Source organism: Marinobacter panjinensis (genome assembly GCF_005298175.1).
Lineage (GTDB): Bacteria > Pseudomonadota > Gammaproteobacteria > Pseudomonadales > Oleiphilaceae > Marinobacter > Marinobacter panjinensis.
In genome coordinates this window covers 2,802,498-2,825,123 of record NZ_SZYH01000001.1, presented here as the reverse complement: position 1 = coordinate 2,825,123, position 22,626 = coordinate 2,802,498, and the positions used below count along the sequence as shown (strand labels likewise).

The 22,626-nt window shown below is 58.0% G+C and carries 21 protein-coding genes and 1 tRNA gene; 13 read left to right on the top strand and 9 right to left on the bottom strand.

Going from position 1 to position 22,626, the window contains the following annotated elements; genetic code table 11:
- Positions 1 to 108 precede the first annotated feature (108 nt).
- Positions 109 to 2,154, bottom strand: a complete 2,046-nt coding sequence (prlC, locus tag FDP08_RS12945) for an oligopeptidase A (RefSeq protein ID WP_137436551.1) — start codon at positions 2,152 to 2,154, stop codon at positions 109 to 111.
- 205 nt (positions 2,155 to 2,359) lie between these two features.
- On the opposite strand from prlC, the gene FDP08_RS12940 reads away from it, so the two are divergent.
- The 3 genes from FDP08_RS12940 (at position 2,360) to FDP08_RS12930 (ending at position 5,167) form a co-directional block, all read left to right on the top strand.
- Positions 2,360 to 2,896 carry a gamma carbonic anhydrase family protein gene (locus tag FDP08_RS12940; protein WP_137436550.1) on the top strand — a complete coding sequence of 179 codons (537 nt, stop codon included), beginning with the start codon at positions 2,360 to 2,362 and terminating at the stop codon, positions 2,894 to 2,896.
- A gap of 76 nt (positions 2,897 to 2,972) precedes the next feature.
- Positions 2,973 to 4,580, top strand: a complete 1,608-nt coding sequence (locus FDP08_RS12935) for an alkaline phosphatase family protein (protein ID WP_137436549.1) — start codon at positions 2,973 to 2,975, stop codon at positions 4,578 to 4,580.
- 131 nt (positions 4,581 to 4,711) lie between these two features.
- Complete coding sequence (locus tag FDP08_RS12930; protein ID WP_137436548.1) at positions 4,712 to 5,167, top strand: Hsp20/alpha crystallin family protein; 456 nt, start codon at positions 4,712 to 4,714, stop codon at positions 5,165 to 5,167.
- A gap of 28 nt (positions 5,168 to 5,195) precedes the next feature.
- On the opposite strand, the gene FDP08_RS12925 is transcribed toward FDP08_RS12930, so the two are convergent.
- From FDP08_RS12925 to FDP08_RS12890, 8 genes are all read right to left on the bottom strand, one after another.
- Positions 5,196 to 5,513: a PA4642 family protein gene (locus tag FDP08_RS12925; RefSeq protein ID WP_137436547.1), complete on the bottom strand. Its 318-nt coding sequence runs from the start codon at positions 5,511 to 5,513 to the stop codon at positions 5,196 to 5,198.
- Positions 5,514 to 5,590: 77 nt separating this feature from the next.
- A complete protein-coding gene (locus FDP08_RS12920) occupies positions 5,591 to 6,421 on the bottom strand; it encodes a flagellar motor protein MotB (protein WP_170979029.1) in 831 nt (276 codons plus the stop codon).
- Between the two features lie 6 nt (positions 6,422 to 6,427).
- Positions 6,428 to 7,201 carry a MotA/TolQ/ExbB proton channel family protein gene (locus tag FDP08_RS12915; RefSeq protein ID WP_137436545.1) on the bottom strand — a complete coding sequence of 258 codons (774 nt, stop codon included), beginning with the start codon at positions 7,199 to 7,201 and terminating at the stop codon, positions 6,428 to 6,430.
- An 82-nt stretch (positions 7,202 to 7,283) separates the two neighbouring features.
- Entirely contained in the window at positions 7,284 to 8,111 is an 828-nt protein-coding gene (aroE, locus tag FDP08_RS12910; protein WP_137436544.1) for a shikimate dehydrogenase, read from the bottom strand.
- A complete protein-coding gene (hemF, locus tag FDP08_RS12905) occupies positions 8,104 to 9,030 on the bottom strand; it encodes an oxygen-dependent coproporphyrinogen oxidase (protein WP_137436543.1) in 927 nt (308 codons plus the stop codon). The genes aroE and hemF overlap by 8 nt, the downstream gene beginning before the upstream one ends.
- 8 nt (positions 9,031 to 9,038) lie before the next feature.
- Positions 9,039 to 9,614, bottom strand: coding sequence for an L-threonylcarbamoyladenylate synthase type 1 TsaC (gene tsaC / locus FDP08_RS12900; RefSeq protein WP_137436542.1), 576 nt, complete (start codon positions 9,612 to 9,614; stop codon positions 9,039 to 9,041).
- A gap of 26 nt (positions 9,615 to 9,640) precedes the next feature.
- Positions 9,641 to 10,801 (bottom strand): DNA-processing protein DprA, encoded by a 1,161-nt coding sequence (gene dprA, locus FDP08_RS12895; RefSeq protein ID WP_137436541.1) that lies wholly within the window; start codon positions 10,799 to 10,801, stop codon positions 9,641 to 9,643.
- A gap of 127 nt (positions 10,802 to 10,928) precedes the next feature.
- Positions 10,929 to 11,945: a LysM peptidoglycan-binding domain-containing protein gene (locus FDP08_RS12890; protein ID WP_137436540.1), complete on the bottom strand. Its 1,017-nt coding sequence runs from the start codon at positions 11,943 to 11,945 to the stop codon at positions 10,929 to 10,931.
- Between the two features lie 374 nt (positions 11,946 to 12,319).
- Between FDP08_RS12890 and def the strand changes: the two genes are divergently transcribed.
- The 10 genes from def (at position 12,320) to FDP08_RS12840 (ending at position 22,567) form a co-directional block, all read left to right on the top strand.
- Positions 12,320 to 12,823 (top strand): peptide deformylase, encoded by a 504-nt coding sequence (def, locus tag FDP08_RS12885; RefSeq protein ID WP_137436539.1) that lies wholly within the window; start codon positions 12,320 to 12,322, stop codon positions 12,821 to 12,823.
- A 78-nt stretch (positions 12,824 to 12,901) separates the two neighbouring features.
- Positions 12,902 to 13,837 carry a methionyl-tRNA formyltransferase gene (gene fmt, locus FDP08_RS12880; RefSeq protein WP_137436538.1) on the top strand — a complete coding sequence of 312 codons (936 nt, stop codon included), beginning with the start codon at positions 12,902 to 12,904 and terminating at the stop codon, positions 13,835 to 13,837.
- The gene (gene rsmB, locus FDP08_RS12875) at positions 13,838 to 15,139 is read left to right on the top strand and encodes a 16S rRNA (cytosine(967)-C(5))-methyltransferase RsmB (protein ID WP_137436537.1); all 1,302 of its coding nucleotides are present in this window, start codon (positions 13,838 to 13,840) and stop codon (positions 15,137 to 15,139) included.
- Positions 15,136 to 16,539 (top strand): Trk system potassium transporter TrkA, encoded by a 1,404-nt coding sequence (gene trkA, locus FDP08_RS12870; RefSeq protein WP_137436536.1) that lies wholly within the window; start codon positions 15,136 to 15,138, stop codon positions 16,537 to 16,539. The genes rsmB and trkA overlap by 4 nt, the downstream gene beginning before the upstream one ends.
- A 127-nt stretch (positions 16,540 to 16,666) precedes the next feature.
- The gene (glyQ, locus tag FDP08_RS12865; RefSeq protein WP_137436535.1) at positions 16,667 to 17,686 is read left to right on the top strand and encodes a glycine--tRNA ligase subunit alpha; all 1,020 of its coding nucleotides are present in this window, start codon (positions 16,667 to 16,669) and stop codon (positions 17,684 to 17,686) included.
- A gap of 2 nt (positions 17,687 to 17,688) precedes the next feature.
- Entirely contained in the window at positions 17,689 to 19,770 is a 2,082-nt protein-coding gene (gene glyS / locus FDP08_RS12860) for a glycine--tRNA ligase subunit beta (RefSeq protein ID WP_137436534.1), read from the top strand.
- 139 nt (positions 19,771 to 19,909) lie between these two features.
- Positions 19,910 to 19,986, top strand: a tRNA-Pro gene (locus FDP08_RS12855).
- 720 nt (positions 19,987 to 20,706) lie between these two features.
- Positions 20,707 to 21,282: a hypothetical protein gene (locus FDP08_RS12850; RefSeq protein WP_137436533.1), complete on the top strand. Its 576-nt coding sequence runs from the start codon at positions 20,707 to 20,709 to the stop codon at positions 21,280 to 21,282.
- A 99-nt stretch (positions 21,283 to 21,381) separates the two neighbouring features.
- On the top strand, positions 21,382 to 21,849 hold the full coding sequence (locus FDP08_RS12845; RefSeq protein ID WP_137436532.1) for a hypothetical protein: 468 nt from the start codon (positions 21,382 to 21,384) through the stop codon (positions 21,847 to 21,849).
- Positions 21,850 to 22,261: 412 nt separating this feature from the next.
- Positions 22,262 to 22,567 (top strand): hypothetical protein, encoded by a 306-nt coding sequence (locus FDP08_RS12840; protein ID WP_137436531.1) that lies wholly within the window; start codon positions 22,262 to 22,264, stop codon positions 22,565 to 22,567.
- The last annotated feature ends 59 nt before the right edge of the window (positions 22,568 to 22,626 follow it).

Below are 22,626 nucleotides of genomic sequence, written 5' to 3'. Positions count from 1 at the left end.
TGATTGTCGGATTACGGCTTCGCCTAATCCGACCTACCGTGAACTCGAGCCTTTCGTAGGTCGGATTAGGCCAAAGGCCGTAATCCGACAACTCGGCTCCCATTCAATTCACGCAGCATCATCCGTAATGCCATTCTGCTTCAGCAACGCATCCACTTGCGGCTCACGACCGCGGAAGGCCTTGAACAGCTCCATGGGTTCCTGGGAACCACCTTTCTCGAGGATATTCTCCAGGAACGCCTTGCCGGTCTCCGGGTCGAAGATGCCGCGCTCCTCGAACAGCGAGAAGGCATCAGCCGCCAGTACTTCCGCCCACTTGTAACTGTAATAGCCCGCGGCATAGCCGCCAGAAAACACATGGGAGAAGCTGTTGGGGAAGCGGTTGAACTCTGGTGCTTCCACCACCGCGATTTCGCTGCGTACCTTGCGGTGCATGTCCAGCGGGTTGGTGGGTGCTTCCTCGGTGAATTCCGCATGCAGGCGGAAGTCGAACAACGAGAATTCCAGCTGCCTCACCATAGCCATGCCGGACTGGAAGTTCTTGGCCGCCAGCATTTTCTGCAGCAGATCCTCAGGCAACGGTTCACCGGTTTCGTGGTGCGAAGCGATCAGAGCCAGGGAATCCGGGTTCCAGCACCAGTTTTCCAGGAACTGGCTGGGCAGTTCCACCGCGTCCCAGGCCACACCGTTGATACCGGACACATCCAGCACGTCCACCTGGGTCAGCATATGGTGCAGGCCATGGCCGAATTCGTGGAACATGGTGGTCACTTCGTCGTGGGTCAGCAGCGACGGCTTGCCGTTAACCGGCGGCGTGAAGTTACAGGTCAGGAAGGCGACCGGCAGCTGCAACTGGCCACGGAGGTTGCGCCAGCGTACCCGGCAGTCGGCCATCCAGGCGCCGCCTCGTTTGCCCTGGCGGGCGAACAGGTCAAGGTAGAACCAGGCCAGCGGCTCGCCATGGCGGCTGATGCAGTACGCGGTGGCGTCCGGGTGCCAGGTTTCCACTTCCGGTCTGGCCTCAATCTGGATATCAAACAGCTTTTCAGCAACCGCAAACAGCCCAGGCACCACCTTGTCGACGGGGAACCAGGGGCGCAGGGTTTCCGGTGAGATATCGTAGCGGTCATGGCGCAGCTTTTCGCTGTAGTAGCCGATATCCCAGGCCTGCAGGTCGTCAACGCCATGAGTGTCTTTGGCAAACGCCTTCAGCTCCGCAAACTCCCGCTCGGCGATGGGCTTCGATTTCGCTGCCAACTGGTTAAGAAACTCCAGAACCTCGTCCACACTGCGGGCCATCTTGGTGGCCAGGGAGCGTTCGGCGTAGTTGTTGAACCCCAATAGCTTCGCCATGGCATGGCGGCGTTTGAGAATTTCTGCCATCACCGGGGTATTGTCCCAGGTACCGGCATCCGGCCCCATGTCGGAAGCCCGGGTCACAAAAGCCTCGTAGACTTCGCGGCGAAGGTCCCGGTTGTCACAGTAGGTCATCACCGGATAAAAGCTGGGGAAGTCCAGGGTGATCACGTAGCCGTCGAGATCTTTCTGCTGCGCAGCCTGTTTCGCGCCATCCAGCGCGCTTTCCGGAACGCCGGCCAGTTCTTCCACATCGGTGATGTGCTTGAACCAGTGCTGGGTGGCATCCAGAACGTTATCGCTGAAGCGGTTGGACAGTTCCGAAATCTCCATGGAAAGATCCGCGTACTGCTTTTTCTGTTCCGGCGGCAGGTCGACACCACCAAGATGGAAATCCCGCAGGGTGTTTTCCACAGACTTGCGCTGGGCTTCGCTCAGTTCTTTGAACTCGTCGCTGGCCGCCAGTTTCTTGTAGGCGTCGCAGAGTTCGGCGTTCTGGCTCAGCTCGGTGCTGTATTCGGTGAGCTTTTCCAGACAGGTCTTGTAGACCTTACGAAGTTCGTCACTGTTCATGACACCGTTAAGATGGGAAATCACCGACCAGGCGCGCTCCAGCCGGTCCTCGGTTGCCTGCATGGGTTGCGCCAGGGTTTCCCACGTGGGATCGTCCTGCTGTGCTATTTGAGAGATTTTCATGCGATTTTCGCTGAGAATCTGGTCGATTGCCGGCTCCATATGTTCAGTGCGAACATGGTCGAACCTTGGCAACAGGTCGTCGGTCAGTAACGGGTTATTCATAAGTCGCCTTCTCAGCCATTAATTTGTCAGGTAGCTTCAAGAATCGGGCATCGGGGTAAGGCACCTGTGGGGAGGCCTTTCCAAAACACGCTCAAGCACATCCATGTGGCGCTTGAGCTCCGCCATCCATGGCTCCGCACAGTTTTGGAAAGGCCTCCCCACAGGTGCCCCGAGCCTCCGGGTAAACGCTATACAGGTATATGTAATGTCGAATGTACGAACAAACAAGGGTAACACGCCACAATTTGGAGAGCGCACATGGGTAGACCCAAGTGCAGTGGTGATTGGTGACGTGCAGACGGGTGATGACGTTTCCATCTGGCCGATGACTGTGGTTCGCGGTGATATGCACAGAATCCGCATTGGTGACCGCTGCAGCATTCAGGATGGGTCTGTGTTGCACATAACCCATGCCAGTGACTTTAACCCGGGCGGTTATCCGCTAACGATCGGGGATGATGTCACAGTTGGCCACAAGGCACTGCTACACGGCTGCACCATCGGTAGCCGGGTGCTGGTGGGCATGGGCTGTATTATTATGGATGGAGCCGTGGTGGAAGATGAGGTGATTGTCGCCGCCGGTTGTCTGGTGCCGCCGGGGAAAACCCTGGAATCGGGGTTTCTGTACGTGGGCTCACCCGTCCGCCAGGCTCGGGCGCTGTCGGACGAAGAAAAAGCCTTTTTCCGCTACACCGCCAGTAACTACGTGAAGCTTAAAGACGAATACCTGAACGAGGTTTAATCCGGCCATTTAATCTGAAACCGACCGTGCCAGCGTATTTGCCTGTGTTGTTCTCTCAAGGAGCAGAGGCGTCGATATGAAACGGTTGATAGTCACCACGCTACTGCTCAACGGGCTGTTTCTGGCACTGCTGCTACCGCGTTATCCCTGGATACCGTGGATTGCCGCTGATGCACTGCTGCTGACCGGACTGTTCGCGGTGTTGCCGGGCGGGAGAAGCAAGCAACTACTGGCTGGCGCCATTGGTGTGCTGTATGCGCTACTGGCTTTCTTTGCCCTGAGCGATGTGCTGATACGGCAGAGCATCGGGCGGCCTTTCAATCTCTATCTGGAGCTGGGCGCAGCTGGCTCGGTGTTTGACCTGATGGAGAGCAACCTGGGGCTTGGTCTGTCGCTACTGGTCATTCTGGTACTGTCCGTCGCCTTTGCCGGCCTCGGTGGCTATGTCGGCCGGCTGCTGTCACAGCTTGGTGCCGACACTCCGGCCAGGGCAGGCCGGCTGGTAGCGGCGGCAGGTGCTATCGCAGTAGCTGCATCGTGGCTACCCCAGTCCACTGTGGGTTTGAGCGCCTCCCGGCTGGCAGCTACACAGATTCAGCTGGCAGCAGATACCCACCAGTCGACGCTGGCTTTCCGACAACACCTTGAAGACACTCCGGATGCCGCCCAAGCCACACCCCTGGCGGGATTGGTGGATACCGATGTGATCCTCGGCTTTATCGAATCCTACGGTATTTCGGCCTTCACCGACCCCCGCTACCGGCCACTGATCAGCCTTCGCCTGGATCAGATGGAGGAAGCACTGGAGGAGGACGGCCTGCACATCGTAACCGGCCGCCTGCGCTCGCCAGTTCAGGGCGGCCAGTCCTGGCTGGCACACACCACCCTGCTCAGTGGTCAATGGATCAAAACCCAGCTGGACTACGAGATATTCCTGGCCAGCGACTTCCCCACACTGATAGACGACCTGGACACCACCGGCCACGAGACGGTAGCTGTGATGCCGGCAATTACCGAAGCCTGGCCTGAAGGCCAGGCATTCGGTTACAACCGTATCTACGAGTCCTCCACCATGGATTACCGAGGCCCCGCCTTTAACTGGGTTACCATGCCTGACCAGTACACCTGGTCCTGGTTCCAGCGTAGCGTTCGCGACCGGGCAGAAACGCCGCTGTTTGCCGAAATTGCACTGATCAGCAGCCATGCCCCCTGGGTACCGGTGCTGCCGGTTCTGAAAGACTGGGACAGCATCGGCGACGGTGAAACCTTCAATCAATGGAAGGACAGCGGCGAAGCACCGGCCAGTCTGTGGCGTAATCCGGAACGGGTGCGTGAGCATTATGGCCGTGCTCTCGATTACGCCCTGAATGTGGCCACGGAGTACGCGATCCGGCATGTCGACAACCAGACTCTGCTGGTGCTGATTGGTGACCATCAGCCCGCGCCGTTAATCACCGGCGAGAAGGCCAGCCGGGATGTGATTGTGCACATCATCAGTGCCGATCCGGAACTGGTGGCTCCCTTTGTCGCCAACGACAGACTGCCGGGGTTCCGTTGGGGAGCACAACCCGACAGGGATCGGGAAGGCCCGGCCATGGCCCGTTTCCGGCCCTTCCTTCAACAACAGTTTGGTGAGCCCGGCAATACCGTGGAAATTTCTGCCACCGAACCTGTTGAAAAATGAACAGGTGATCCTACATTCAGAAATAGCAGACGTTCACGGATAACCATCCGGCTGGCGCCGCCGGTATGGAGCTGTTCCGCGATTGAAGCTGACATTAACGTGTTATTTCAATTATGTAGGAGGAGTTTCCTATGGCTAACATAACCCGCTGGAATCCAGTCAACGAATTCGATGACCTGATGAACCGTTATAACCGGTTGTTTGGCCTGGCACGCGGCAATGGAGAACGGGAAGGCAAAGACCTGTTCAGCCGCAGCGACTGGGCCCCGGCCGTGGATATCAAGGAAACCCCGGAGGCATTCAATATCGAGGCCGAACTACCGGGTATGTCCAAGGATGATGTGAAAGTCACGGTGCAGGACGGCGTGCTGACCATTCAGGGTGAACGCAAGCACGAGGAAGAGACCGACGACAAGAAGCATCACCGCATTGAGCGCTTCTATGGCAGTTTCCTGCGTCGGTTTACCCTGCCGGAAAATGTGGACGAAAACAGCATCCGGGCCAATTTCAAGGATGGCATTTTGTCCCTGACGCTGACCAAGGCCGAGCCGGCTGAACCTAAGGCCATTGAGGTGGACGTTCAGTAACCGGCAAGGCAACGCAGCAGGGCCGGGCTCAGTTCCCGGCCTCTGCTGTTGTTTTTCCTCCGGCCTTTTTGACGATCTCTGCGTAGGCGGTGCTGCGACGGTGCTTCGACACCAGGTCAAGAAAAGTTTCGCCGTTCTCATCCACAGCATTGATATCCCGCCCCGCTTCCACAAAGAAACCGACAAAGCGCTCGAAATCTTCAGCAATCATCGCCTGGTAGGCTTTGATAAGGGCATTGAAGTCAGCGTTGACGGTGCTGTCGTAAGGAGTAATCGCCAGAAAGCTCTTTACCCGCTCATCACTCCATTCCTCACCAATAACTTTCGGCTTGTCTGGTCCGCTCATAATCTCTCTGGCCTTTGTGTGTCGACAAATTGAATCGGTAAATGTGTTCGTTTGGGGCCGCACAGTATAAAGCACGGTTAGGGCATGATTTCCACCGGCAATTGCCCGGTATCGATCTTGTCACTGCACTCCGGGTCCCGGATGGCGATCTCTACACGCCGGTTTTTCGCCCGGTTCTCTGCACTGTCGTTCGGCGCCAGGGGGTTGGTTTCAGCACGGCCGGCAGCCACGACCCGTTCCGCCGGTACCTGCCGGTTCAGCACCAGCTCATGGACCACGGAAACCGCCCGTGCCGCAGACAGGTCCCAGTTGGAGCGATAACGGCCGCTGGAGATGGGGCGGTCGTCGGTGTAACCGGCTACCAGCACATCGCCGCTGCAACCGGACAACACATCCACCACCCGCTCGATAATGGGGATCATCTCTGGCTTGATGGACGCCTCTCCGGAACGAAACGTGGCTTCTTCAGAAAAACGGATGACCACCTTGTTTTCATCGTAGGTCACATTCAATGCGTCCGAGGCCACCTCCGCTTCCAGTTCATCGATCAGACGGCTCGCCAGGTCGATGACACCGCCCGGTATCTTTGTGGGCGCCTGGCCCTCGGCGCGCTCATCTATGAATTCCGGTTCGCTGGCGGCGGTATCGGTGGGTTGCGGCAGAGACACCGTGTCCGACTCGATCAGGGTCAGGGGTGACCCACCCACGCCATCAGACAGCACCTGGTTGCTTCCGAAGGCCACAGCCATGGAGTTGGCCATGGCGCGGTACTTTTCGACATCCATCTCCGCGAAGGACAACAGCAGGATAAAGAAGGTCAGCAACAGCGTCGCCAGATCGGCAAAGGTTACAATCCAGGCCGGAGAACCCCGGCCATGCTTCTTCTTTTTGACTGGCTGGCGCAACATCAAAAACTACGCCTCCCGCTCCGGAGCAAGGTTGGTGCGCTGTTCCGGGGTCACAAACGAAGACAGTAGCTCAGTCATTACCCGTGGGTTTTCCCCACGCATGATATTGCGGATGGACGTGGTAATCAGCACCTGATTGCGGGCCTCGTCTTCCGCCTTGAGCTGGAGTTTGTCCGCCAGGGGCAGGGCGATCAACTGAGCAATAAAGGCACCATAAAGCGTGGTCAGCAGGGCAATGGCCATGGCCGGGCCAATGGAAGAGGGGTCATCGAGGGTATTGAGCATCTGTACCAGACCCACCAGGGTGCCCAGCATACCAATGGCCGGTGCGGATTCACCGATACCGCGAAACACCCGTTCGGCAACGTCGTAACGTTCTGCCGTCTGTTGGGTTTCCTGGGCCAGGGCTTCCTCGACCAGTTCCGGTGGGTGTCCGTCGACGCACAGGTTGATGGCCTTGCGCAGGAATTCGTTGCGGGTGTCGTGGTTCTCCAGGCCCAGGATACCTTCCTTGCGAACCACCAGTGCCAGCGCGCCTGCCTCCCGGATCAGGTCCGCTGGCCGTTCCACGCGATCGGTAAAAGCAGCCGCAAACGCCATTCGGAATGCACTCAGAACCGAGGGCAGGCGAAACTTGATCAGCGTAACGGCAAAGGTACCGCCCAATACGATCGCCAGCCCGGGAAGATTGAAAAAGGTAAGAATTGACGCGTTGGCCAGCATGGCGAGCACAACAATCAGAACGCCTGCCACCAGCCCCACAAGGGTGAGAATATCCATCAGAGACCTTACATCAGAAACCTTTGGGAATCTTGTACACCTGTACACACTTGCTGAGCATAGCCCATGCACCGGGACGAGCTCAGTCGTTTCGCAATTCGTCGATCACCGGCCGTGTTTCGGGGCTGACGCCACGCCATATCCGGAACGACTCGGCCGCCTGCTCCACCAGCATGCCCAGGCCGTCAAATACCAGCGTCGCTCCGTGGTCCAGCGCCCACTGATTGAATGTCGTGGTCTGCAGAGAATACATCATGTCGTAGACCACCGTGCCGGCACCGATCACATTTGCCGAAATCGGTGGCAGATCACCCTGCAGGCTGGCACTGGTGCCATTGATGATCAGGTCAAACGGCTCCTTGAGCTCCTCGAATCCACACGCCTCCAGCAGGGTCTGCTCAGCAAAGGGTTCAAACAGCGTTACCAGTCCCTCGGCCTTCGCAACGGTGCGATTGGCGATGACCAGGGCCGACGGTTTCTCCGCCAACAAAGGCCCCAGAACGCCCCGTACCGCTCCGCCTGCACCCAACACCAGGATGCGTTTACCGGCCAGGGTGATGCAGTGGTTTTCGGAAAGGTCCATCACCAGCCCCTTGCCATCCGTGTTATCCGCAGTCAGTAAGCCTTCACTGTCCTGATACAGCGTATTGGCGGCGCCGGCCAGTTCCGCCCTTTCGGTGCGCCGGTCCGCCAGCTTCCAGGCCTGCTCCTTGAAGGGCACTGTGACATTCAGCCCCTGGCCACCACGCTGGAAGAATCCGGTGACGGTGCCGACAAAATCATCCTCCGGGGCCTGGATCGCGGTGTATTCCAGTTTTTCACCCGTCTGGCTGGCAAACAGGCTGTGAATACGGGGAGATTTACTGTGGCTGATGGGGTTACCCACCACGGCGTATAAATCGTTATTCATTGGCAGTCTCCAGCCAGTCCCGCCCGGTAAGGAAATGCTCGGTCAGCCGCGCTTCTTCCGAGCCCGGCTCCGGCGCATAACTGTATTCCCAGCGCACCAGCGGGGGTAATGACATCAGAATGGATTCGGTACGGCCGCCGGACTGCAGGCCAAACAGTGTGCCTCGGTCATACACGAGATTGAATTCCACGTAGCGGCCACGGCGATAAAGCTGAAACTCCCGCTCGCGGTCGCCCCAGGGCGTATCTTTGCGTCGCTGAACGATAGGTTCATAGGCCTCGATGAAACTATCGCCCACGGACTGCATCAGTGCAAAGTCACGGCCGAAATCCCCGGTATTGTGATCATCAAAAAACAGCCCGCCGACACCCCGGGGCTCGTCCCGGTGCTTGAGGTAAAAGTAGTCGTCACACCAGTGCTTGTATTGGCGGTACATTCCGCTGCCAAAAGGGTCGCAGGCCGCCTTCGCCACCCGGTGCCAGTGCACGCAGTCTTCATCGAAGCCGTAATAGGGGGTGAGGTCATAGCCACCGCCGAACCAGTACACCGGTTCGGCATTTTCCGGTGTCGCCACGAAAAACCGTACGTTGGCGTGGGATGTGGGCACGTAGGGATTGAAAGGATGCATCACCAGGGAGACGCCCATGGCCTGCCAGGGTGCACCTGCGAGATGGGGCCTGTGCGCTGTGGCAGAGGCGGGCATGGTTTCGCCCATGACGTGGGAGAAGTTAACTCCACCCTTCTCAAAGACCGCACCCTCCGTGATAACCCGGCTGATGCCCCCGCCACCCTCGGGCCGGTCCCAGGCGTCGGTGTCAAAGCTGCCCTTGCCATCAACCGCGGCCAGCCGTTGGCAGATCTGCTCCTGCAGTCCCAGCAGGTACTGTTTGACGGCATTGCTGTCGGGTTGCTGTGGCATGAGAACTCCTAACGCAGTTGTTTTCCGCTGACGATATCGACAATCCGGCTGGGTTGGCGGTTACCGCCCAATTGCCCCGGCACCAGCCAGTCCAGTTGCCCCTCGAAGTACCGTCGCACCTGCCAGGAGGTTCGCGCCGGCTGACGACCAGCAGGGTTGCAGGAGGTGGACACCAGAGGGAAGCCCGCCGTTTCGCACAAAGCGCGCACGACCGGATGATCACTGACACGCACTGCAATGGAACTGTGGCGTCCCCTTACCTGTTCCGGGACCTGTTTCAGGACATCCGGCAACAGACAGGTCACCGGGCCCGGCCAGTTGGCCACGGCTTTCTCCTGCAGCTCCGGTGGCAAAGGATCCAGCAGGAACCGTATCTGATCGACAGAGGCGGCCACAAGGATCACGCCTTTCTCGACCGGGCGCTGCTTCAGCTCAAGAATCCGCTCGACCGCTTCCGTGTCCCAGGGGTCGCAGCCCAATCCCCAGACAGCTTCGGTAGGGTAAGCAATAACACCACCACCAAGGAGGGTGCGGCGGGCACAATGAAGATGCCAGTCAGACAAAGGTTGCTGTGGTTTTTTCATCGGATCGTCAGGTCACTGAATGCAGTTCAGGCAATCCGCTGAAAGCCTCCGGGTGCAGAGTCCACCAGCCCCTGGAGCTCCAGAAGCAGCAGCGACTGCATCAACTGGTCGGCGGGAAGGCCCGTCACTGAACATAAATCATCGGTTGATTGCGGATCATACCCTAAAGCCTCCAGAACCGCGATTTCCCGCGAGTCCAGGCCAGCCGTCACCAGACTTTTCGGGGTTGGAGCCCCGTCCTGCCCCTGAGTGCTCCACCAGGCGCCCAGTTCTTCACAGATATCGTCCACGGTTTCCACCAGCTTCGCGCCTTGCCGTATCAGGTCATGGCAGCCACGCGCCAGGGGATTGTGCACGGAACCGGGAATGGCAAAGACCTCGCGCCCCTGTTCCAGCGCCAGGCGGGCGGTGATCAGGGAGCCGCTTTTCAGTCCTGCTTCCACCACCAGGATGCCACGGCTGAGGCCACTGATAATCCGGTTTCGCCGGGGAAAATGACCCGCCCTGGCAGAGGTACCCGGTGGGTATTCGGACACAATGACGCCCTCTGCGACGATGCGTTCGCTGAGGCTGCGATGGCGATAGGGGTAGGGCTGGTCCACGCCATTACCAATCACCGCCACTGTCGGAAAGCCCGCATCCAGCGCGCCGGAGTGGGCAGCACCATCCACACCCAGGGCCATCCCGCTGGTTACCAGCAGGCCTTTCCTGCCCAGCGCAGCAGCGAAGGCGCGGGCATGTTCCAGCCCGGCCCGGGTAGCGTTACGGCTGCCAACGATACCGATCTGTTCCCGCCCAAGCAGGGTGCGGTCACCGCGCAGATAAAGCACGAGCGGAGGATCCTGGATATGCTTCAATGGTTCGGGGTAGTCCGCATCCGCCAGAGTCAGTATCTCGATGCCGGTTCTGACGCAATCCCTGTGGATGGCGAGGGTACTGACCACTACCGGATGGGCGGCATCCCGGCGACGCCATGCCTCAAGGGCTTCGATGGTTTCTGATACCAGCCCGATGGCTTTTAAGGTGGCGGCATTACTGGTCAACAGGCCGTGGAAGTCCGGAAAGTGTTCGCGTATGGCCTGCTGACGGCGGGCGCCGAATCCGGGCAGGCGGGACAGCAGTATCCAGAATCCGGTTTCTGACTGAAGCAGGTCCGGATTTGATGGGGCAAGAGTCGTTGAGGGCATGGCACATCCTTCCGTGGATCAGCTACTGGTGACGGAGCCCGCCTTCCTGGCGGGACCGGTCGGAATTATGCCACAAAAAAAGGAGCCGGCGATGCGGCTCCCTTTTCAAACCCTCTCAAAATCTCAATCAGGGGTTGGTCACCTTGTCACCAACCGACAACGGGCGTGTGGCCTGCAGAATAAGGCCATAGCTCATTTTCTCGTAGGTCTGGAACACCATCATCAGCCCGGCACGCTCGGAGGGCAGCTCAATGGTTTCATTGGTAACCGGATCACGCACCAGGTTACCACTCTTGAGGACCGCCATAACGTTACCCGGCTTCAGGCCCTCGCGTTCACCGCGGTTAATGGCAACCACGTCAAACTGGCCAATCTGGTTGACACCACCGTCGACCGAAATCATCTCCGCTTCAATGTCGCTGTCCGGCGAACTGGGCACGAAGCTGGTGGTTATACGGCGTTCCTCACCCACCAGCAGGCGGTCACCAATACGGACTTCCTCACTGGACTGTTTCAGGCGAAGGGTGAGAACGTCGCTGTTTTCAGCGATGACTTCACCCCGGGCGATACTACGGGCTTCAAGGCCGAGGAATTCACCGGTTTCCGGGTCGCGGAACTCCTTGCTGCGGCGGAACACGCCCAGATTATCCGCGGGTTTTTCACCACGGGCATAAATGCGGTCGCCGGCGCCGGTAATAATGCGGCCGTCCTCGCCTTCCAGTACGTAAGGCGCACCGTTAAGCTCTTCAGCACTCACAATGCGGGTATCCGTCAGGAAACTGCTGATCGCGTCCAGTGGTATGGCAGGAATCGGCGTATCGATGGCTTCGGAACGAACCTTCGGCGACAACTTCACCACCCGGTCGCTGGACACCTTGGTTACACGGGGCTCGCCGTCAATATAAACCAGCGCCAGTTCGTCGCCCGGATAGATCAGGTGAGGGTTCTGAACCTGTGGATTCACATGCCAGATTTCCGGCCAGTACCAGGGGTTGTTCAGAAAACGTGCGGAAATATCCCACAGGGTGTCACCCTTCACGACCGTGTAACGCTCGGGATGATCGGACCTCAGATCCGGGGCGGCGTGGGCCCAGGAGGTTAGCAGCAACATGCTTGCTGCCAGACCGTACAGCAGTTTCCTCATTGTTTAAGTCCTTGATCGCGTGCCTTGAATCGCTAGATTCTGTTCTTGGTATGCAGCCGGTACTCTGCCTTTTATACCACTACTATAGAAGATGTCTCGCAAATTGTGATGTTATCTTTTGTTCTTCCAGTAAATTCTACGTTACTGTCGAAAGCTTTTAACTATCAGCTGATCAGTTTGTACTCAATGAGCGAGTTGGGGGATAATAGCACCATAAACGGCAACAAGCCGTTGAAACTGGCTCTTTCATCCCGATCATAATAGCTACGGGATTGGATAATGCGCAGTACGCTGTCGCATTTCGGAGACAGTATTCACACCGTTACAAAACATAACGGTGTAAACCAGACACAGAGGCCAAAAGTACCAGCGCTATGATACTAGATATTCTCGAATACCCGGATCCACGCTTGCGCACGATAGCCAAGCCGGTGGACAAGGTGACAGACGAGACCCGCAAGCTGATCGACGACATGTTCGAGACCATGTACGATGCGCCCGGCATTGGCCTTGCGGCCACCCAGGTCAACGTGCACAGGCAGATCATCGTGATGGACCTGTCCGAAGACAAGAGCGAACCGCGGGTGTTCATTAACCCGGAAGTGGACGTACTGGACGGCGAGCTTGAAGAGATGCAGGAAGGCTGCCTCTCGGTGCCGGGCTTCTATGAAGACGTGCCGCGGATTGAGCACTGCATGATCAGGGCCATCGATCGGGACGGTAACCCGTTTGAAATTGAAGCCCGCGGCCTGCTCGCCGTGTGTATCCAGCACGAGATGGATCATCTCAATGGCAAGCTGTTTGTGGACTATCTGAGCTCATTGAAGCGCACCCGGATTCGCAAGAAGCTGGAAAAGCTCCACAAGAAAAGTGCCTGAGACAGCTTTAACTGAGTGAACCGGGACCGGGTGCAAGCCCGGTCTTTTTGTATTCAACGGACCAGGGAACGACAACCCGTGCGACTTGTTTTTGCCGGCACCCCCGATTTTGCAGCCACCGCACTCAAGGCACTGCTTGCTACCCGCCATCAGGTGGTTGGAGTCTATTCCCAACCCGACCGGCCAGCTGGCCGTGGCCGCAAGCTGACACCCGGCCCGGTCAAACAGGTGGCCATGGAGGCGGGCGTTCCCGTGTTCCAGCCCCAGTCCCTGAAAACCGCAGAGGCCCAGGAAGAACTGCGGGCACTGGATGCCGATGTAATGGTCGTGGCCGCTTACGGGCTGATCCTGCCCCAGGCCGTGTTGGACATCCCACGCCACGGGTGCCTGAACATCCATGCCTCCCTGTTACCCCGCTGGCGCGGTGCTGCCCCGATCCAACGGGCCATTGCCGCCGGCGACCGTGAGACCGGCATCACCATCATGCAGATGGACGCCGGCCTCGACACCGGTGCCATGCTGCTGAAAGCCATTACCCCGATCGCCGAAGACGACACCGGCGGCAGCCTTCACGATCGCCTGGCCGCTATGGGTGGTGACGCCATCGTCAAGGCGCTGGAGCACCTGGAAAAGGGTGAGCTGTGCGGCGAAGCCCAGGATGAAGCCAGGGCCTGTTACGCCAGCAAGCTCAGTAAAGAGGAAGGCCATATCGACTGGACCCAGGATGCTCCCGCCATTGACCGGCTGATTCGTGCCTTCAATCCATGGCCAGGCACCTACACCGATCTGGACGACCTGCGCATCCGCATTCACCAGGCCGACATTCTGGACGACACCAGTGACAAACACCCTGGCACGGTGATTCGCCGCAGCCGCGAAGGCATCGACGTTGCCTGTGGCCTGGAATCCCTGAGAATCACCCGGCTGCAACTGTCCGGCTCTCGCCCGCAGTCGGCCAACGACCTGATCAACGGCGGCAAGGAAATACTGATGCCCGGCCAGGAGCTACACTGAATGAATGACCGGGGGCAGCCAATGCGTGCCGTGGCCGCCCGGGTTCTGCAATCCGTGGAGAATGGCCAGTCACTGACCCAATGTCTGGCCCTGGCCCTGAATGAAGTGGCAGACAACGAGCGCCCGCAACTCCAGGCCTTGTGCTATGGCACCTGCCGCTGGTTCCACCGGCTTGATGCCGAACTGCAGGCCCGCCTGAAAAAACCGCTGCGCAAACCGGACCGGATAGTGCACCACCTGATGCTGGTGGCGCTGTTCCAGCTACGATTCAGCCAGCAGGCCACCTACGCAGTACTGAATGAAACCGTGGAAGCCTGCCGTGCCCTCGACAAGCCCCACCTGACCGGACTGGTCAACGGCGTACTGCGGGCGGCGGAACGGGAAGGGGAGCCCGCCTGGCCCGACGACAGCGCACGCTTCAGCCATCCCCGCTGGATGCTGGAGAAGCTGCGTCACAACTGGCCCGATGACTGGCAGGCCATTCTTGATGCCAACAACGCCCAGGCCCCCATGACCCTGCGGGTCAATGCCCGCCGCTTCAGCCGCAACGACTATCTGCAGTTGCTGGCGGACGACGGCATTGAAGCGACCGCCACCCGGTTTGCTCCCTATGGCATTCAACTGGCAGCCCCCGTACCGGTAGACCGCCTGCCCTGGTTCGCCGATGGCGCGGTCAGTGTCCAGGATGAAGCGGCCCAACTGTGCACCACCCTGATGGACCTGGCTCCCGGCCAGCGGGTGCTGGATGCCTGCGCCGCGCCAGGCGGTAAAACCTGCGCTATCCTTGAAAGCTGCGGCGAACTGGACGAAGTGGTCGCCATTGATGAGTCTGCCGACCGGTTGCCCCGGGTTCAGGAAAACCTGGACCGGCTGGACCTCGTGGCCACCCTGAAACAGGCGGATGCAGCGGATATTGAGCAATGGTGGGATCAGCGGCCGTTCGACCGCATCCTGCTGGATGTTCCCTGCAGCGCCACCGGCGTGATCCGCAGGCACCCGGACATCAAACTGCTGCGCCGGGAATCGGACATTGTGCCATTGGCCGGCCTCCAGCTGGGCCTGCTGGCGGCCATGTGGCAGGTACTCGCCCCGGGAGGGCGTCTGGTCTACGCCACCTGCTCCGTGTTCCCGCAGGAAAATCACCGTATAATCCGTCGATTCCTGAAGCAGCAGGATGACGCGACCCTGGTCGAGCCGGAGGTGCTGTGGGGCCGCGACATGGAAACAGGCCGCCAGCTGCTGCCTGCTGCCGAGAGCCACGATGGATTCTTTTACGCCGTGCTGGAGAAACCTGAACCATGAAAATCCTGATTCTCGGCGCCGGCCAGGTGGGCGGAACCCTGGCAGAAAACCTCGCCAACGAAGCCAATGACATCACCGTGATCGACAGCGACAGTAGCCGTCTGCGGGAACTTCAGGATCGCCTGGATATTCGTACGGTCCAGGGCAAGGCGTCCTATCCTACGGTGCTGAGGCAGGCAGGTGCAGAGGATGGCGACATGCTCATCGCCGTTACCAACAGTGATGAGGTCAACATGGTGGCCTGCCAGGTGGCGAAGCTGATGTACAAAACGCCAACCACCATCTGTCGGGTCAGGGCCAATGCCTACCTGGCAAAACCGGAACTGTTCTATCAACGGGAACAGAAAAAGGACCTGGACAGCCTGCGGGGCTTCCCCATCGACGTTCTGATCAGTCCCGAACACCTGGTTACCAAACACATCACCCGGCTGATCGAATATCCGGGCGCCCTGCAGGTGCTGGAGTTTTCCAAAGGCCTGGTCCAACTGGTCGCCATCCGCGCCACCCAGGGCGGACCACTGGTGGGCCATGAGCTGTCGTACCTGCGCAGCCACATGCCGAAAATCGAGACCCGGGTGGCCGCCATCTTCAGAAAAGACCGGGCGATCATGCCCCAGGGCAACACCGTTATTGAAGACGGGGATGAGGTGTTTTTTATTGCCGCCTCCGACCATATCCGCTCGGTAATGAGTGAACTCCAGCCCCTGGAAAAGCCCTACAAGCGGATCTTCATCTGTGGTGGCGGCAACATCGGCCAGCGACTGGCCCACACCCTGGAATCACGCTTCCAGGTGAAGCTGCTGGAGCAGGACCATGAACGCTGCGTGATGCTGTCGGAAAGTCTGCGCAAAACCGTAGTGCTGGAAGGGGATGCCGCCAACAAGGACATTCTGCTGGAAGAAAACATCGAGAATACCGATGTGTTCTGCGCCGTCACCAACGATGACGAAGCCAACATCATGGCCTCGCTACTGGCCAAGCGCCTGGGTGCCCGCAAGGTACTGACCCTGATCAACAACCCGGACTATGTCGATCTGATCCAGGGCGGCGATATCGATGTGGCCATCTCGCCCCAGCAAACCACCATTGGCAGCCTGCTCACTCACGTACGCCGAGGTGACGTAGTAAACGTTCACTCACTGCGCAGGGGCGCTGCCGAGGCCATCGAAGCCATCGCCCATGGCGATCACCGGTCCTCCAAGGTGGTAGGCAAGCGGCTTGATGAGATCAATCTGCCCGAAGGCACGACCATCGGCGCCATCGTTCGCCATAACGAGGTGCTCATCGCCCACGACCACCTGCGGATCCAGCCCGATGACCACGTCATCCTGTTCCTGGTGGACAAAACCCGGATCCGGGATGTGGAGAAACTTTTCCAGGTTGGGCTCACCTTCTTCTAGCGCAAAATCAGGCCAGTGAAGCTGACTTAGAAATACGCGATTGGCAGGCGTATAATGCCCCTTTTTTCCAGCGTGCCCCGGCCAGACGCCCGGGCGCCACACACAGACTGACCAGCAGGCAAACGTCGTGACAGACAAGGCAACTTCCGAAAATACGCCGGATATCAAAACCTTCCAGGGCCTGATTCTGGCCCTGCAGAATTTCTGGGCGCAGCACGGCTGCGTGGTACTCCAGCCACTGGACATGGAAGTAGGGGCGGGCACTTTCCATCCTGCCACCTTCCTGCGCTCCATCGGTCCGGAAACCTGGAACGCCGCCTACGTTCAGCCCAGCCGCCGCCCCACCGATGGCCGCTACGGGGAAAACCCCAACCGCCTGCAACACTACTACCAGTTCCAGGTGGTACTGAAGCCGTCGCCGGACAACATCCAGGAACTGTATCTGGATTCCCTGAAGGCGCTGGGCCTGGACCCACTGGTTCATGATATCCGCTTTGTGGAAGACAACTGGGAATCGCCCACCCTCGGCGCCTGGGGCCTGGGATGGGAAATCTGGCTCAACGGTATGGAAGTCACCCAGTTCACCTACTTCCAGCAGGTCGGTGGCCTGGAATGCTTCCCGGTGACCGGCGAGCTCACCTACGGGCTTGAGCGCATTGCCATGTATCTGCAGGGCGTCGACAGCGTGTACGACCTGGTATGGACCGAAGGCCCGGATGGCGTAGTGACCTATGGTGACGTGTTCCACCAGCAGGAAGTGGAAATGTCCACCTACAACTTCGAACATGCCGATACCGAATTTCTGTTCCACAGCTTTGATGTGCACGAGCGAGAGAGTGCACGCCTGATCGAAGCCGGCCTGGCACTGCCTGCCTACGAGCAGGTACTCAAGGCGTCGCACACATTCAACCTCCTGGACGCCCGGCACGCCATCTCCGTGACCGAGCGCCAACGGTTTATCCTGCGGGTTCGCACCCTCGCCCGCTCTGTTGCCCAGGCGTACTTCGAAAGCCGCCGCAAGCTTGGCTTCCCGATGGCACCGGAAGCGTTGCGCAAGGAAGTACTGGCAGCCGCCGACGCCGCCGATGAAAAAGGCAAGAAGGGCAAGAAAGCGAAAAAAGCTCAGCAGGAACAGGGGAACGCATAATCATGGCAACACAGGATTTTCTGGTCGAACTGGGCACCGAAGAACTGCCCCCCAAGGCCCTCAAGCCGCTGTCTGACGCTTTTAGCCGTGGTATTACCAGGGGCCTGGAAGAAGCCGGTATCGACTTCGGCAAGGTAGAAGCCTTTGCCGCTCCACGCCGGCTTGCGGTGCGGATTCGCGGCCTGGAAGACGCCCAGCCGGACAAGCCGGTGGAAAAGCGCGGACCGGCGGTGAAAGCTGCGTTTGACGATTCCGGCAATCCCACCCGTGCCCTGACCGGTTTCGCTACCTCCCTGGGCGTAACCCCGGACCAGCTGGACACTCTGGAAACCGACAAAGGCGCCTGGGTGGTTTACCGCACCATTGAAAAAGGCCGCCCCACCGTGGAACTGATGCCGGAACTGGTGGATCAGTCCCTGGCAGCGCTGCCCATCCCCAAGCGCATGCGCTGGGGCGCGCACCGTACCGAGTTCGTACGGCCGGTCCACTGGGCCATCATGCTGTTCGGCAGCAAGGTGATTGAAACCCCGATCATGGGACTGACTCCTGGCAACAACACCCGGGGCCACCGCTTCCACTGCCCCAAGTCACTGATTGTTCCCAAACCCGGTGACTACGAAGTGGTGCTGCGCCAGGAGGGCTACGTCATTGCCGACTTCGCCGAACGCCGTGAGCAGATCCGCGACGGCGTGATGGCTATCGCCAGGAACGAAGCCGGCGGCCAGGCCGTCATTGATGAAGACCTGCTGGACGAGGTCACTGCCCTCAACGAATGGCCGGTACCCCTGATGGGCCGCTTCGAGGAACGCTTCCTGGATGTGCCTGCCGAGGCACTGATTTCCTCCATGAAGGAACACCAGAAGTATTTCCACGTGGTCTCCGCCGACGGCAAGATGCTTCCGCTGTTCATCACCGTCGCCAACCTGGAGAGCAAGGACCCGAGCCAGGTCATCTCCGGTAACGAGAAGGTTATCCGCCCACGCCTGTCGGACGCCGCCTTCTTCTACGACACCGATCGCAAGACCAGGCTGGAAGACCGGATCGAGCAGCTCAAGCCGATCGTGTTCCAGGACAAGCTGGGCAGCATCTACGACAAGTCGGTGCGGGTTGCCGCGCTGGCGAAGAAAATCGCCGACGCCATCGGCAGCGATCCGGTTCTGGCCGAGCGTGCCGCCATGCTGGCCAAAACCGACCTGGTCACCGAAATGGTGCTGGAGTTCACCGACCTCCAGGGCATCATGGGCCAGTACTACGCCGCCAATGACGGTGAAAACGAGGAAGTGGCCAGCGCCCTGAACGAGCAGTACATGCCCCGCTTTGCCGGCGATGACCTGCCCGCCACACTGACCGGCTGCGCCGTGGCCATTGCCGACCGCATTGATTCGCTGGTGGGCCTGTTCGGCATCAACCAGCCACCGTCCGGCACCCGCGATCCCTTTGGCCTGCGTCGGGCCTCCCTGGGTGTACTGCGCATCATCATCGAACGGGAGCTGCCACTGGACCTGCAGACCCTGTGCGAATGGGCAGAAGCAGAACACAGCAGCATCACCGAGCCGAACGTCGCCAGCACCGTGGTGGACTACATGCTGGAGCGCTTCCGCGCCCACTATGAAGAGCAGGGCATCAGTGCCGAAGTCTATCTGGCCGTACACGCCCGCCGTCCCACACGCCCGCTGGATTTCGACCGCCGGGTGAAAGCCGTGGAAGCCTTCCGCCAGCTACCGGAAGCCCTGGCACTGGCCGGTGCCAACAAGCGGGTGTCCAACATTCTCACCAAGCAGGGCGGTGACAGCATCGGTGAAACCATCGATACCGATCTGCTGCAGGACAGCGCCGAGAAAGCGCTGGCAGAGCAGATCCGCCAGCAGGCGGAGAAGGTGCTGCCCCTGTTCGAGAAGGGCGACTACGCCACCGCCCTGAGCTCCCTGGCCAGCCTGCGGGAACCAGTGGACAACTTCTTTGACGAAGTGATGGTCATGGCAGACGACGAGGCCGTGCGCAACAACCGCCTGGCCATGCTCAACCTGCTGCGGAACCTGTTCCTGCGGGTGGCGGACATCTCCGTACTGCCAACCACGGGTTAACGGAAATCCGGAGGGCTGGCTACTGAGCCGGCCCTCCGGGTATCAGCCAGCCATGGCAACCCGGCAACTCTACGGATGCCGTTTTATCCGCCGGGGGCTGGTAAATAACCACTTAATCCGTATAATACCGGCCGTTGATCGGCGTGTGGCGCAGCTTGGTAGCGCACTTCGTTCGGGACGAAGGGGTCGCAGGTTCGAATCCTGCCACGCCGACCAGATTTCAACGACTTAGGGCGCACCTTCGGGTGGGCCCTTTTTCGTTTCTGGCTGGGTACAGGTTGGGTACATAAACCCAACACCGCCCCTCATCCAGATCGATTCACTCAAAGTCGTTCTGAAATGCAGTATCTCTGCACTCGAACGCTTTCGCTTCCGTTGCTCCTGATTTTATCATGCAGATGAGTCGCAACCTACAACCCAGCTTTGTTGCGCCCTCGAACCTGCCTCGGAGCCTTCGCAGAAAACAACCGTCTCTCGCCGATCGTCTGGGATACCTTCTCTGCTTATAGTTTGTTGTGCGTGATTGTGGAGCATTAGTGCCCGACTGCCATGTGGTTTATGGGAGCGTCCAACAAACGACCATTATCTATCCAATCGGTCGTTGTCAGGCCGACAAATCCTGCGCATTCAAACAGATCACTGCATGACACCGACGATGCCTAGCCCATAATCTGTGAGCTCATGTCATACGCTTCCCGGCCCATTGGTTGATATGGTTCACAAATCAGGCTCCCGGCGAAGCTTCAGTACTATTCTTAGCACAGATCACAGAGGTCAAATGATTACGTGGCAAAGACTTGAGACGTGGGCTAAGCTGTTGATTTACAATTTTATTGGATTGATCAGTAATGTTTGAAAAGACCGTAATCATGAAGCGGTCAAATTTTCGCAATCACTGAGATCTCAGTCCAATTGCTGTTAGCCAAAAAGGAATTTATGAACGAAGTAACAATAGCCATCATCGCATATGGCGCTATCTCTGCAGCAGTGATAGCAGGCTTCTTTTCTTTTTTAAATTTGATTAGCAGTAAAGAAAACGCTGTATCGGATAGCCGACAGAAGTGGATAAATGAATTTCGGGCAGAGATCTCTAGACTTACTGCCGCGATTCATGAACTGGTGAGAATTGAAGAACATAGCAAGACTCTCTCCGAGAAAGAATACATTGAGGTTGCCAGAGAAACCTATAAGGATGCTCGTGAGAGTCTGACGAATATCCAACTACGGCTAAATCCGGAGCATGTAGAGCGTCGGCCTCAGTCTATGGAAGCCAAGTTGTGGAATGCTATATCGAAGTCGAGAACCGATTTCGCGAATGGAGACCTGTCAGCTACGGTCGTCGATTGCGATAAGATCAGAGAAGAGGCGGCCCCGCTTCTGAAAAAGGAGTGGGAGCGGGTTAAAAGGGGGGAGCTAACCTTTCGAGTGGTGAAAGTTACCGCGTTGGTTCTCCTCATTGTAGGGATAGCATTTGTAGTCTTGGGCGCAGATCAACTCATTCAGATACCATAGAGGTATCGACTAACAAGTGGCTGTTGTCGGACGCACCTACGCTGGCGCTCCGGTGCGCCGCAAAGCCAAAGCGTTAAATTTCAAATCAGAGCAGACACAATGAGTAATCTAGAAGACCTACGGGAAGCGTTCGGTGTTTATGACTGTGAAGACCACGATGTTATTGACGCTATTCTTGACAAGATCTTCGCGCAGGAGCGAACAGGAGAAGAGCATTATTTGATCAAAAAAGGTCGTGAGGTCCACAGAATTACGCTCTCGAAAAATGTCCCTGCGACCGTGCTCAAGGTCGAATTGAACACGCCGCTAGATGAGGATGTCTGCCTGACGAAATTCAATGAGTTAGATAGCGCTGAAAGCCGAAATCCGGGCTCATGGTTTGTTCAACAAGGGTTTACTGTCCGGTCGAAGAATGAGGATGGTCATTGGGTTCAATATGCGTTCAAAAGCAACGGGGCGAACAATCTAACTCGATCGGAGATTATGGAGTACCTCGGTATCGCAGGTTTGTCCTGCATCCCTAATCAAATTGAAGAAACGGGACCAATTGTGGTTAGCCGCAGTTAATTTTAACAAATCGCAGCAGTACTCGGCCGAAGGCCGCCGCTGTGCTCAGCGTTATGTGCACGAGGGTCTCGTCGCCACCATGAGGTTGCTACAGTAAAAAATTGAGAATTCGATTTTTGGTTGATTTAGGGTAGGTGTTCCAGTCGCCATTTAGGAAACACCTATGCCAATCGCAAGTTATACCCGATGCAAGAACTGCAAGAAGATAGTGAATGAACTGCTCGTTTATCGACTTGAGTTAGGGCGTGCGTGTAGTGATACGATCACCTGTAAGGTAACCCAGCAAGGCTCTCGTGGGCCTCACAGTAAGACACGTAATAGGTTGTCGTAGTTAGTTCCGGCCTATGATGGCCTCCACCTGGCGCCCTTGGCGGGGCGCCGCTAAACAAAGGCGTTGTGTTTAGGGAAAAACATGGACTACGAAAAATCAGATGCTTTTGTCTCTCTCCTAGAAAGTGGCGAGTTCGCTATTCCGGTCAAAGTTGAAAATAAAGAGTCGAAGGAAGTAAGTTTTCGTTCAGCACCTCAATCCATCAACAAGTTGGGTAGCAACTGGGCTGAAAACGAAATTGAAGTGGCTGAGCAAAAGATGATCGCCGATGTTCTGTTAAAAAACAGAAGGACGAGATGCGTCAGCCCATCAAGACCAAAGCCAAGCCTAAAGGGGCCCCACTCGGATGATGTGCGGGCTGTATATGTATTGCGAAAATCAACATAACAAGGCCATGAAGGTTGCTCCGGGCCGATGGCCCTCAACCGGACGCCCTTGTCAGAGCG